Annotated in this window: 11 protein-coding genes and 1 tRNA gene; 7 read left to right on the top strand and 5 right to left on the bottom strand. The window is 70.0% G+C overall.

Annotated elements, in window-relative coordinates; all coding sequences use genetic code 11:
* Positions 1–35 precede the first annotated feature (35 nt).
* Positions 36–1,142: an alanine racemase gene (locus J5Y09_RS15325; protein WP_209352682.1), complete on the bottom strand. Its 1,107-nt coding sequence runs from the start codon at positions 1,140–1,142 to the stop codon at positions 36–38.
* Positions 1,143–1,191: 49 nt separating this feature from the next.
* On the bottom strand, positions 1,192–1,749 hold the full coding sequence (locus tag J5Y09_RS15320) for a DUF4136 domain-containing protein (protein WP_209352681.1): 558 nt from the start codon (positions 1,747–1,749) through the stop codon (positions 1,192–1,194).
* Positions 1,750–1,875: 126 nt separating this feature from the next.
* On the opposite strand from J5Y09_RS15320, the gene J5Y09_RS15315 reads away from it, so the two are divergent.
* Positions 1,876–2,832 (top strand): tripartite tricarboxylate transporter substrate-binding protein, encoded by a 957-nt coding sequence (locus J5Y09_RS15315; RefSeq protein ID WP_209352680.1) that lies wholly within the window; start codon positions 1,876–1,878, stop codon positions 2,830–2,832.
* A gap of 123 nt (positions 2,833–2,955) precedes the next feature.
* On the opposite strand, the gene J5Y09_RS15310 is transcribed toward J5Y09_RS15315, so the two are convergent.
* Together J5Y09_RS15310 and lhpI are read right to left on the bottom strand one after the other, a co-directional pair.
* Positions 2,956–4,191: an argininosuccinate synthase gene (locus J5Y09_RS15310; protein ID WP_209352679.1), complete on the bottom strand. Its 1,236-nt coding sequence runs from the start codon at positions 4,189–4,191 to the stop codon at positions 2,956–2,958.
* A gap of 69 nt (positions 4,192–4,260) precedes the next feature.
* Positions 4,261–5,202 carry a bifunctional Delta(1)-pyrroline-2-carboxylate/Delta(1)-piperideine-2-carboxylate reductase gene (gene lhpI / locus J5Y09_RS15305; protein ID WP_209352678.1) on the bottom strand — a complete coding sequence of 314 codons (942 nt, stop codon included), beginning with the start codon at positions 5,200–5,202 and terminating at the stop codon, positions 4,261–4,263.
* A gap of 201 nt (positions 5,203–5,403) precedes the next feature.
* On the opposite strand from lhpI, the gene J5Y09_RS15300 reads away from it, so the two are divergent.
* The 6 genes from J5Y09_RS15300 (at position 5,404) to J5Y09_RS15275 (ending at position 12,118) form a co-directional block, all read left to right on the top strand.
* Positions 5,404–6,456: an amino acid ABC transporter substrate-binding protein gene (locus J5Y09_RS15300; protein WP_342451488.1), complete on the top strand. Its 1,053-nt coding sequence runs from the start codon at positions 5,404–5,406 to the stop codon at positions 6,454–6,456.
* 90 nt (positions 6,457–6,546) lie between these two features.
* Positions 6,547–7,749 carry an amino acid ABC transporter permease gene (locus tag J5Y09_RS15295; protein ID WP_245217150.1) on the top strand — a complete coding sequence of 401 codons (1,203 nt, stop codon included), beginning with the start codon at positions 6,547–6,549 and terminating at the stop codon, positions 7,747–7,749.
* A gap of 10 nt (positions 7,750–7,759) precedes the next feature.
* The gene (locus J5Y09_RS15290; RefSeq protein ID WP_209352676.1) at positions 7,760–8,905 is read left to right on the top strand and encodes an amino acid ABC transporter permease; all 1,146 of its coding nucleotides are present in this window, start codon (positions 7,760–7,762) and stop codon (positions 8,903–8,905) included.
* Positions 8,906–8,930: 25 nt separating this feature from the next.
* A complete protein-coding gene (locus J5Y09_RS15285; protein ID WP_209352675.1) occupies positions 8,931–9,728 on the top strand; it encodes an amino acid ABC transporter ATP-binding protein in 798 nt (265 codons plus the stop codon).
* A 96-nt stretch (positions 9,729–9,824) separates the two neighbouring features.
* On the top strand, positions 9,825–11,744 hold the full coding sequence (locus J5Y09_RS15280) for a potassium transporter Kup (RefSeq protein ID WP_209352674.1): 1,920 nt from the start codon (positions 9,825–9,827) through the stop codon (positions 11,742–11,744).
* Between the two features lie 2 nt (positions 11,745–11,746).
* Positions 11,747–12,118, top strand: a complete 372-nt coding sequence (locus J5Y09_RS15275) for a hypothetical protein (RefSeq protein ID WP_209352673.1) — start codon at positions 11,747–11,749, stop codon at positions 12,116–12,118.
* 106 nt (positions 12,119–12,224) lie between these two features.
* Here the strand turns inward: J5Y09_RS15275 and J5Y09_RS15270 are convergent.
* Positions 12,225–12,300, bottom strand: a tRNA-Ala gene (locus tag J5Y09_RS15270).
* Positions 12,301–12,325: the final 25 nt, after the last annotated feature.

Below are 12,325 nucleotides of genomic sequence, written 5' to 3'. Positions count from 1 at the left end.
CGGCCGCGATTGCAACGGTTTTCGCGTAACGAGTACTACCAGCCGTTCACCCGGTCCCAGACCGCGAGAACCTCCCGCCCGCCATCGACCACATGGTAGCGGTCATGCGCTGCGACGGTCAGGCAGGTGTGGTTGGGCGCGATGCGCACCAGCGCGCCGACGGGCAGCAGGTCGAAGGGCAGTGGCCCGTCGCCGCGCACCTCGCCATGCTCCTGGTGCGTGCGGGCAACGATCGCCTCCCCGAAGGAGGGCTGGCCGTCGAGGTCGAGCATCAGGCCGAAGCCGTAGTCCTTCGGCGCCTTTTCCGTGCTGCGGTCCTTCGACAGCGCGATGGCCCCGGCATCGACCAGCACCGCGTTGCGGTCGGGCTTGCGGCCGGTGACGGCGGTCAGCACCGTCACGGCGATGTCCGCCATCCCATGCGTGCCGATCTGCGCCTGGAACAGGTCGCCGAACATGTAGACGCCGGCACGCACATCGGTGACGCCCCCCATGTCCCGCCCGTACAGCGCGGTGGGGGAGGAGCCGAGCGAGACGACGTCGACGGTCGCGCCCATGCCGCGGAGCCGGTCCGCCGCGAGCACCGCGCCGCGATGCTCGGCTTCCGCCACGCGCTCCATGCCTTCCGTGCTGCGCTCGGCATAGGAATGGCCGGCATGGGTCATGACGCCGGCGCAGCGCGCGCCGAGGCGCCCGGCGATCTCGGCGAGCAGGTTGCCATCCGGCGTCACGCCGCCGCGGCCTTCGCCGCAATCGACTTCCACCAGCGCGCGCAGCGGGCCGGCATGGGCGGCGATGGCGGCGGCGACGTCCGCGTCGTCCGTGATGACCTTCACATCGGCGCCCTGCGCGTTCAGCGCCGCGACGGCGTCGAGCTTCGCCGGCGTGATGCCGACGGCGTAGATCTGGTCATGGAAGCCGCCGCCGGCGAAGTAGCGCGCCTCGGCGATCGTGCTGACGGTGATCGGCCCCTTGCCCGGCGCCGCGAGGTCGGCGACGGCGATCGACTTCGCCGTCTTCATGTGCGGCCGCAGGCGCAGGCCGGGATGTCGCGCCACCGCGGCCTGCATGCGCGCGAGGTTGCGCTTGAGGATGCCGAGGTCGAGGAGGAGGCAGGGCGTGGGCAGGTCGTCGAGCGTCATGCCCCGTTGTCGCGCCGCCCCGGCCGCGCGGCAAGGGGATGGGCCGGCGCTAGAAGGGCCGGCCCGCGACCGCCTGGCCGATCCAGGGCGCGACGGCATTGGCGAGGTGTGCGAACAGCGCCTCGTCATCCGTGCCGTGGCGCGTGCAGGACAGCACCGCGGTCCAGACCACGCGGCCCGAGGCGCGGTCGCGCAATTCGACGACGCCGGAGACCCGGACGCTCGCGACCCGCCGCCCGCCCATCCGCGGCGCGTCATGCGCCCAGGAGAGGTCGTCGCCCTCGCGGAACGTCCGGTCCTGCATCGTGTCGGCGAAGCCGCCGAAATTGTCGCCCTCGGTCGAGACGCCGCCGCGCCAGGAGAGGATGTAGGGCGCATCGGCCGCGACGCGCCGGCCCGATGTGGCCAGCGCGCCGAGCACGGCGGCGCGCATGCGGCGTTCGTTCTCGCTCTGCGCGCGGTCGGGCACGGCGATCGCCGCGGTGCGCGGCACGGGGGCGAAGGCGTTGGCGGACAGCCGGCCCGGGCAGGTGTCCTGCGCGAAGGCGGGTGCGGCGCAGGCCGCGAGCACCGCGGCGGTGATGAAGCGGATGGCGATGCCGCGCATGTTTCTTCCCCGATGGCGAAAACTTGGTCGCCGCGAGTGTAGGGCGGAACACGGCGGACCGGAATCGGGCGCTTGCCCTTTCGCGGCTTCATTTGACAGGCTGGCGACCAAACGGAGTTGCCCGCCATGTTCCGCCGACCGTTCCTGATCGCCGCCGCATCGGCCCTTTCGGCGCCTTCGCTGGCCTTCGCGCAGGGTCGGCCGGTGCGCGTCGTCGTGCCTTTCGCCCCGGGTGGGCAATCCGACACGGTGATGCGCCTGCTGCAGCCGAAGATGGCCGAGCATCTCGGCGTGCCGGTGGTGGTGGAGAACCGGCCGGGCGGCGGCGGCGCGGTGGGCGCGGGCGTCGTCGCTGCCGCCCCGCCGGACGGCACGACGCTGTTCTTCGACAGTTTCGGCTTCGTGGTGCAGCCACTGATCCAGCGTGGGTTGCCCTTCGACTACGCGACCGCCTTCGCGCCGGTCGCGCAGGTGGTGGCCGCGCCCTATGTCCTCGTCGTCACGCAGGGTTTCCCGGCGACGGACGTGGCGGGCTTCCTGGCGGAAGCGCGGCGGCGCAACGGCGTTCCCTATGGCACGCCGGGCATCGGCACGGTGGGGCACCTGGCCGGCGCGCTGCTCGCGCACCGCGCGGGCGTGGTGCTGGAACACCTTCCCTATCGTGGCGGCGCGGAATCGGCACGCGACGTCGCGGCGGGCAACCTGGCGTCGGCCATCGGCACAGCGAATTCCTTCAAGCCGGTGATCGATGCCGGCCGCGCGCGCGGCATCGCGCTGACCAGCGCCGACCAGCGCGGCAGCCTCGCGCATCTGCCGACCATCGCCGCGAGCGGCTTTCCGGGGTTCGACCTGACGTCATGGAACGGCATCTTCGCGCCGGCGGCCACGCCGCGGGACGTGGTGCTGCGGCTGGAGGCAGCGGCCGCGGCCGCGACCTCGGACCCCGCCACGCGGGATCGGCTGGCCGCGACGGGCAATGACGCGATCACCGCGGGGGCGGAGGCCTTCGGTGCGGTGATCCGGCGGGATGGTGAGATGGTGCGGCGGCTGGTCGCCGAGACTGGGATCAGCCTGGCGGGGTGAAGATGAGGTCAGGGGAAGGGACGCTCCCCCACGTCCTCGCCGTGGCTTTGGCCGTCAGTTCCCAACGACCAAAGAAGGGAGGGGGTGCGGGGGAGGTTCCCCTCCCCCGCACCGACCTGAAGTTCAGAGCCCGCCGCCGCGCCGCCCCGCCATGGCGCCGAGCCGCAGGCGCAGCGCGTTCAGCTTGATGAAGCCCTGGGCGTCGAACTGGTCGTAGGCGCCCTGGTCGTCCTCGAAGGTCACGTGCTTCATCGAGTAGAGGCTGTTGGGCGACTGCCGCCCCGTGACGATCGTGTTGCCCTTGTAGAGCTTGAGCCGGACGGTGCCGGTGACGCTGGCCTGGCTCTCGTCGATCAGCGCCTGGAGCATCCGGCGTTCCGGGGCGAACCAGAAGCCGTTGTAGATGATCTCCGCATAGCGCGGCATCAGCGAGTCCTTCAGGTGGCAGGCCTCGCGGTCCAGCGTGATGGATTCCATCGCGCGATGCGCCACGTACAGGATGGTGCCGCCCGGGGTCTCGTAGCAGCCGCGGGACTTCATGCCGACGAAGCGGTTCTCGACCAGGTCGAGCCGCCCGATCCCGTTCTCCTTGCCGAGCGCGTTGAGCTTCGTCAGCAGCGTCGCGGGCGAGAGGCGCTCGCCATTGATGCCGACCGCGTCGCCGCGCTCGAACTCGATCGTGATCTCGGTGACCTCGTCCTTCGCATCCATCGGGCTGATGGTGCGCTGCCAGACCATCTCGTCCGGCGCGTCCCAGGGTTCCTCGAGGATCTTGCCCTCGGAGGAGGAGTGCAGGAGGTTCGCGTCGACGCTGAAGGGCGCCTCGCCGCGCTTGTCCTTGGCGATCGGGATCTGGTGTTCCTCGGCGAACTGGATCAGCCGGGTGCGGCTGGTCAGTTCCCATTCGCGCCAGGGGGCGATGATCTTGATGTCGGGCTTCAGCGCGTAATAGCTGAGCTCGAAGCGCACCTGGTCGTTGCCCTTGCCGGTCGCGCCGTGGGCGACGGCGTCGGCGCCGACGGCTTCGGCGATCTCGATCTGGCGCTGGGCGATCAGCGGCCGGGCGATCGAGGTGCCGAGCAGGTACATCCCTTCGTACAGCGCGTTGGCGCGGAACATCGGGAAGACGAAGTCCTTCACGAAGGTCTCGCGCAGGTCGTCCATGAAGATGTTCTCGGGCTTGATGCCGAGCAGCAGCGCCTTGTCGCGGGCCGGGCCGAGCTCCTCCCCCTGGCCGAGGTCGGCGGTGAAGGTCACCACCTCGCAGCCATAGGTGGTCTGCAGCCACTTCAGGATCACGCTGGTGTCGAGCCCGCCGGAATAGGCGAGCACGACCTTCTTCACGTCCTTCACGCGCATCGGGCGCACTCCAGTGTCTTGGAACGGGGCGGGTATGGCGCCGGGCGGTCGGGGAGGCAAGCCGGGCGGCTAGGCCGCGCCGCGGACCCTCTCATGCGCGAGGATGGCGGCGGCGAGGTCCTCCCCCGCCCAGCCGACCGACTTGAACAGGGTGATTTCCTCGGCGCCGCGCCGGCCGGGATGCTCGCCGCGGCACAGCCCGGCGAGGTCGGCGGCGATGTGGCCCTCGGCGATGGCGCCCTCGGCGATCGCCTGCAGGATGTCGCCGGCCTCGGCGAGCGCGCCGGCGCGCGTATCGACCACCAGCGTCGCGCGCGCGACCAGCGCGGCGTCGGATTCCCGCATGTCCCGGCGATAGGCGCCGACCAGGTCGACATGCGTGCCGGGCCGGATGTCGGCGCCGCGCAGCAGCGGGGTGGTCGAGAGCGTGGCGGCGGAGACGATGTCCGCCGCGCCGGGGTCGGGGCGGTCCACGGCGCGGGCGGGCAGCCCTTCCTCGGCCAGGATGCGGGCCAGCCGGGCGGCATTGGCCGCGGTGGGGGACCAGACGGCGATGTCGGCCAGCGGGAAGCGCGCCGCGTAGCCCTCCGCCAGCGCCCGGGCGACCTTGCCGCTGCCCAGCAGCAGCAGGCGCCGGCTGTCCGGCCGGGCCAGGTGGCGCGCGGCGAGCAGGCTGGCCGCGGCCGTCCGGCGGTCGGTCAGCTCGCCCCCATCCATCAGGGCGAGCGGGGCGCCCGTCGCGGCGTCGGACAGCAGGTAGGCGGCATGCACCGCGGGTTCCCCCCGTGCCGCGTTCGCGGGCGCGACGTGCACGATCTTGACGCCGGTGTGCCCGAAGGCGCGCCAGGCGGGCATCAGCAGCAGGGTCGTCTCGGCGCCCGCCGGGCCGGGCATGGTGTGGCGGTGGCGCAGGGGTGCCTCGCAGCCTTCGCGGAACATGGCGGCCAGCGCCTCGACCAGCGCGTCCCAGGGCAGGGCGGCGCGCAGCGCGTCCCGATCGAGTTGCAGCATCGCGGCGCCCCCTCTGGCCTTCGGGGGGGGAGGTTTGCCTTCCCGGCCCGGCCTTTGCTAGGCCCCCCGTCCCGGATGGCCGGCGCTGGGGGGGCGACGTCTTGCGTTGATCCGCGCCCTGGCGTGGCGCAGCATGGCCGACGGGAGAGCGAAACGGCCTCGCCGCCTGAAGGGCGGGGCCCCGAATTGGGGAGATATGGAGTGACCCAGACCTCGCGGTCCAATTTCCTGCGTGCGATCGGCGCGGCCGTGGTGGCCGGCGTCCTGTCCGCGCCGGCGCTCGCGCAGCAGCCGGCGGCGGGCGGGGGCTCGCCCACGGTGGATGCCATCCGTGCCCGCGGCACGCTGATCTGCGGCGTGAACACCGGCCTGGCCGGCTTCGCCCAGCCCGACAGCCAGGGCGTGTGGCGCGGCTTCGACGTGGATTACTGCCGCGCCGTCGCCATCGCCCTGTTCAACGACCCGGACAAGGTCCGCTTCGTGCCGACCACGGCGCAGAACCGGTTCACCGCGCTGCAGTCGGGCGAAGTCGACATGCTGTCGCGGAACACGACCTGGACGCTGTCGCGCGACACGTCGCTCGGCTTCGACTTCGCCGGCATCAACTTCTATGACGGCCAGGGCTTCATGGTGAAGGCGAACCTCGGCGTTCGCAGCGCGCGGGAACTCAACGGCGCCACCATCTGCGTCCAGCCGGGGACCACCACCGAGCAGAACCTGACCGACTGGGCGCGCGCCAACCGCATCCAGTTCCAGCCCGTCGTGATCGAGCGGCTGGAGGAGGTCGTGAACGCCTACTTGTCCGGCCGTTGCGACGCCTACACGACGGACGTGTCCGGGCTTGCCGCCACGCGCGCCGTGCAGGCCCGCCCCGCCGACCACGTGATTCTGCCCGAGGTGATCAGCAAGGAGCCGCTCGGCCCGCTGGTGCGCCATGGCGACCAGCGCTTCGCCGACCTCGTGCGCTGGGTGCATTTCGGTCTGGTCACCGCCGAGGAACTCGCCATCACCAGCCAGAACGTCGGCCAGGCGTCGGGCGATGCGCGCCCGGACGTGCAGCGGCTGATCGGGCGCAGCGGCGACCTCGGGCGCATGCTGGGCGTCGACAACGCGTTCATGGTGAACATCGTCTCGCGCCTTGGGAACTACGGGCAGATCTTCGAGCGCAACCTGGTGCCGATCGGCATCCAGCGCGGCCCGAATGCGCTTTGGACGACGGCGGGCGGGCTGCAATACGCACCGCCCTTCCGTTGACGTGACGTGACGCGGGGCGGGGGGCATCCTCCGCCCCGCGCGGTTTTCCCGGGCCGGGCCCGGACCAGGAACAGGTGAGGCAACAGAAGAATGTCGGACGCGACCGTCGACCCACGCTACCGGCGTAAGCCGCCCAAACGACCGATGCGCCTGTCCTGGGCGGATGAGCGGGTGCGCGGGATCGTCTGGCAGGTCCTTGTCGTCGGCGCGATCGGCTCGGTCATCTGGTGGCTGTGGTCGAACACCGTCCACAACCTGGAAGTACGCCGCATCGCGACCGGCTTCGGCTTCCTGAACCGCGAGGCGGGGCTGCCGATCGCCGAGAGCCTGATCGACTACGACCCGACGCACACCTATTTCCGCGCCCTGCTGGTGGGCGTGCTGAACACGCTCAAGGTCGCGGTGGTCGGCATCGTGCTGGCGACCATCCTCGGCACGCTGATCGGCATCGCGCGGCTGTCGAAGAACTACCTCGTCGCGAAGCTGTCGGCCTTCTATGTCGAGGTGATCCGCGACCTGCCGCTGCTGCTGCAGCTGCTGTTCTGGTACACGATCCTGCAGGGGCTGCCCGGCCCGCGGCAGGCGCTGCAGCCGATCGAGGGCGTGTTCCTGTCCAACCGCGGCATGAAGATGCCGGCGCTGGTGTGGGAGAACGCGCACACCGCCGCCATGGTCGCCTTCGTCGCCGGCATCGTGCTGACCTGGCTGTACGCCCGCCAGGCCCGCGCCAAGCAGATGGCCGACGGGCAGCCGCGCAAGGTCTGGCCGGCCGCGGTCGCGCTGATCGCCGGCCTGCCGGTGCTGACCTGGCAGGTGATGGGCGCGCCGTGGGAGATCGACTGGCCGGCGCTGCGCGGCTTCAACTTCCGCGGCGGCATGAACATCAGCCCGGAATACGCCGCGCTGCTGATCGGCCTCGTCACCTACACGGCCGGCTTCATCGCGGAAGTGGTCCGGGCGGGCATCATCTCGGTGAACCAGGGGCAGTGGGAAGCGGCGCAGGCGCTCGGCCTGCGGCACGGGTCGGTGCTGCGGCTGATCGTCATGCCCCAGGCGCTGCGCGTCATCATCCCGCCGATGACGTCGAACTACCTGAACCTGACGAAGAACTCCTCGCTCGCGGTCGCGATCGGCTACCAGGACATCGTGTCGATCGCGAACACCACGCTGAACCAGACCGGCCAGGCGATCGAGGGCATCGCCATCATCATGGCGGTCTACCTGTCCATCAGCCTGTCCATCAGCCTTTTCATGAACTGGTACAACGCGAAGATCGCGTTGGTGGAACGGTGAGGAGCCGGCCATGAGCGACATCACCGCCAATTCCCCGCCCGTCGCGGCCGGCGGCCCGCCGCGCAGCGCGCCCATCACCGCGGTCGGGCCGATCGCGTGGCTGCGGACGAACCTGTTCTCCGGCTGGCTGTCCACCGCCGTGACGCTGGTGCTGGGCTACCTCGTCGTCCGGGCCGTCATGGGCTTCGTCGACTGGGCGTTCATCAACGCCATCTGGTCGGTGCCCATCGCGCCGAACGGGCAGGCGCAGACCCAGGCCTGCCGCGAATTGCAGGGCAGCGGCGCCTGCTGGGCGGTGGTGACCGAAAAGCACCGCTTCATGCTGTTCGGCACCTATCCGTACGAACAGCATTGGCGCCCGGGGCTGGTCTGCATCCTGTTCGTCGCGCTGTACATCGTCTCGGCGCTGAAGCGCTTCTGGAACTGGACGCTGGTGCCGATCTGGATCGGCACGCTGACCGCGATCGGCGTGCTGATGTGGGGCGGCGTGTTCGGCCTGCCCTACGTGCCGCAGGAACGCTGGGGCGGGCTGCCGATCACGCTGATCCTCGCGACCTTCGGGCTCGCCTTCGCCTTCCCGCTGTCGATCCTGGTGGCGCTCGGGCGTCGGTCGAACCTGCCGGCGATCAAGGTGCTCTGCGTGCTGTACGTGGAGCTGATCCGCGGCGTGCCGCTCATCTCGCTGCTGTTCATGGCCAGCGTGATGTTCCCGCTGTTCCTGCCGGAAGGGATGAACATCGACAAGCTGCTGCGCGCGCAGATCGCCATCATTCTCTTCGCCGGGGCGTATCTCGCGGAAGTGGTGCGCGCCGGGCTGCAGGCGCTGCCCAAGGGGCAGTACGAGGCCGCCGACGCCATGGGCCTGTCCTACTGGCAGAAGACCGGCCTGATCATCCTGCCGCAGGCGCTGCGCACGGTGATCCCGCCGCTGGTGAACACCTTCATTGGCTTCTTCAAGGACACGTCGCTGGTGCTGATCATCGGCATCTTCGACCTGCTGACGGCGGGCAAGACCGCGATCGTCGAGCCTTCCTGGCAGGGCTTCGGCATCGAGGTCTATGTCTTCGTAGGCGGCATCTACCTGGTCTTCTGCTTCGCCATGTCGAAGTACAGCGCGGGGCTGGAGTCGGACCTCAACCGACACCGTCGCCGCTGAATCGCAACAGGGAACGAGAACGGACATGAGTGCTGCGATCGATACGAGCCCGGGCCACGTCGCCTCGGCCGTCCGCACGGACGCCCCGCCGGCGATCGTGCTCGACAAGGTGAACAAGTGGTTCGGCGCGCTACACGTGCTGCGCGACGTGGACCTGCAGGTGGCGACCGGGGAGCGCGTGGTGGTCTGCGGGCCCTCCGGGTCCGGCAAGTCCACCATGATCCGCTGCATCAACCGGCTGGAGACGCACCAGGAAGGCCGCATCCTGGTGGACGGGATCGAGCTGTCGGACGATGTCCGCGCGCTCGACGCCATCCGCCGCGAGGTCGGCATGGTGTTCCAGTCCTTCAACCTGTTCCCGCACCTGACGGTGCTCGAGAACTGCACCCTTGCGCCGATCTGGGTGCGCAAGATGCCGAAGAAGCAGGCCGAGGAACTGGCCATGGAGTACCTGACCCGGGTGAAGATCCCGGAGCAGGCGATGAAGTATCCCGGCCAGCTGTCGGGCGGCCAGCAGCAGCGCGTGGCCATCGCCCGCGCGCTGTGCATGAAGCCCAAGATCATGCTGTTCGACGAGCCGACCAGCGCGCTCGACCCCGAGATGATCAAGGAGGTGCTCGACACCATGGTCATGCTCGCCGCCGAGGGCATGACCATGATCTGCGTGACGCACGAGATGGGCTTCGCCCGCCAGGTCGCGGACCGCGTCGTGTTCATGGACCGGGGCGAGGTGGTCGAGGTCGGAACGCCCGAACAGGTCTTCAACGACCCCAAGACGGACCGGCTGCAGCTGTTCCTCAGCCAGATTCTGCGCGGGCACTGACGGAAGGGGCGCGGCGGGCACCATCCCCGCCGCCTTCGGCCCGGCCATGCAGCGAACGCAATACGGCAGGATTGCGGCAAGGGTCCCCACGGGCCTATGCCTTCGCGCCTTGCCGCAGTGCAGCGAGGTTCCGTGACCGCTCCCGCCCCTGACAAGTCCCAACTGCTGACGCCTGCGCTGGTCCTCGGCGTGCTCGGGGTGGTGTACGGCGACATCGGCACCTCGCCGCTCTACGCGCTGCGCGCCTCGCTCGTCCATTTCACGGAAGGCGGGCTCGAGCGCTGGGAGATCCTCGGGATCCTCAGCCTGATCATCTGGGCGCTGATCCTGACCGTGACGGTGAAGTACGTCGTCTTCGTCCTCCGCGCGGACAACCGCGGGGAGGGCGGCATCCTCGCGCTGATGGCGCTGGCGCAGCGGACGGTGGTGTCCGACCGTGCGCGCTGGGCCCTGGCGCTGGTCGGCATCACCGGCGCCTGCCTGTTCTTCGGCGACGGCATCATCACCCCGGCGATCTCCGTGCTCTCGGCGGTGGAGGGCCTCAAGGTCGTCTCCCCGCATTTCGAGGAGGCGGTGATCCCGATCGCGCTCGCGATCCTGCTGGCGCTGTTCCTCGTGCAGTATCGCGGCACCGGGCTGATGGGCGCGGTGTTCGGGCCGATCTGCGCGGCCTGGTTCGGCGTGCTCGGGGCGCTCGGCGTGTGGGAGATGGTCCACAACCCGATCGTGCTGCTCGCCCTGTCGCCGCACTACGCGGTGATCTTCTGCATCGAGTACCGCATCGCCGCCTTCATCGCCTTCGGGTCGGTCGTGCTGGCGGTGACGGGGGCGGAAGCGCTCTACGCCGACATGGGCCATTTCGGCCGCCGTCCGATCCGCTGGGCCTGGCTGTGGCTGGTGCTGCCCGCGCTCGCGCTGAACTATCTCGGCCAGGGCGCGCTGCTGCTGCGCGACCCCGAGGCGATCGAGAACCCCTTCTTCCTGCTCGCGCCCGAATGGTTCCGCCTGCCGCTGGTGTTCCTCGCCACCGCGGCGACGATCATCGCGAGCCAGGCGATGATCTCGGGCGCCTACACCATTGCCCGGCAGTGCGTGCAGCTCGGCTTCATCCCGCGGCTCGCGGTCAACCACACCAGCGCGACCGAGGAAGGGCAGATCTACATGCCCCAGGTCAATGCGCTGTTGCTGATCGGCGTCGTCATCCTGGTGATGGAGTTCCACACCTCCGACAACCTCGCCGCGGCCTATGGCATCGCGGTGACGGGCACCTTCGTCTGCACGACGATCCTGGCCTTCATCGTCTTCCGCCGGCAGTTCGGCTGGTCCTGGCCGCTGGTGGCCGCCGTCTTCGTGCCGCTGCTGCTGCTCGACCTGCTGTTCTTCTTCTCCAACGTGCTGAAGATCCCGCAAGGTGGCTACGTGCCGCTGGTGCTCGGCGCCGCGCTGTTCGTGATGATGACGACCTGGCATCGCGGACGCGAGCTGCTGTTCGCCCGCTTCCGCCAGGACGGGCTGCCGCTGAAGTCCTTCATCGCGCGCCTGCCGCAGTCCCGCACCGTGCGCGTGCCGGGCACAGCGGTGTTCATGACGAGCCAGGCGGATTTCCTGCCCGGCGCGCTGCTGCACAACCTGAAGCACAACAAGGTGCTGCATGAACGGGTGCTGTTCGTCACCGTGGCGAACGAAGCCGTCCCCTACGTGCCGGCCGACCAGCGCCGGGTCGTGGAGCAGCTGGCCCCCGACATCCACCGCATCGCGCTGCGCTACGGCTTCCAGGAAAGCCCGAATATCCCCAAGGAACTCCAGGCGCTGAAGGAGGTAGGCATCCCCTTCGAGCCGATGCAGACCTCCTACTTCCTGGGGCGGGAGACGGTGGTCGCGGCGGCGGTGCCGAAGATGTCGAGGTGGCGCCAGTGGCTGTTCACCATCATGTCGCGCAACGCCGTGCCGGCGACCGAGTTCTTCCGCATCCCGTCCGACCGCGTGGTCGAGCTCGGCGTGCGGGTGGCGATCTGACGATGCCGACCGTCACGGTCATCCTGGCGCTCGCCGCCGGCCCGGGCTTCCCGGACGGCAGCCCGGACCATCGCTACGAGATCGACCTCGCGCTGGACGCCGCGGGGCGTCCCGATGCCGAGGCCTGGGCCGCGGACCCCGTGCCGTGGCGGGCGCGGCGCATCCTGCCCGAGGCGGCGCCCGAGCAGGGCGACGTGCAGTACGATCCGGACCATGGCTGGTCCATCCGCTTCTTCGGCCGCGCGACGGAAGGCCCGGACGCGCCCGAGACGCGGTTCGACTGCGGCGTGGACCCCCTGCGGCCCGGAGAACATGTGACGGTCACCGAGCCGGGCGGGGCTGCCTTCGCCTATCGCGTCGTCGGCATCGCCTGACCTGGGCGGGGCGCCGGCCCGTTCGGGCATCCGGCGGCGTCTTCCGGAAGGGGTGCCCCGAAAAGCAAACCGCCGGTCCCGATCACTCGGAAACCGGCGGTAAACCTGGTGGAGCCAATCGGAATCGAACCGACGACCTCTTGAATGCCATTCAAGCGCTCTCCCAACTGAGCTATGGCCCCCCGGGAAGAGGCGCGCGGTATAGCC

Origin of the sequence: Roseomonas nitratireducens (genome assembly GCF_017813355.1) — a bacterium.
Taxonomy (GTDB): Bacteria; Pseudomonadota; Alphaproteobacteria; order Acetobacterales; family Acetobacteraceae; genus Neoroseomonas; species Neoroseomonas nitratireducens.
Note: the sequence above shows the minus strand (reverse complement) of the source record. Positions and strands in the feature narration are given on the sequence as shown.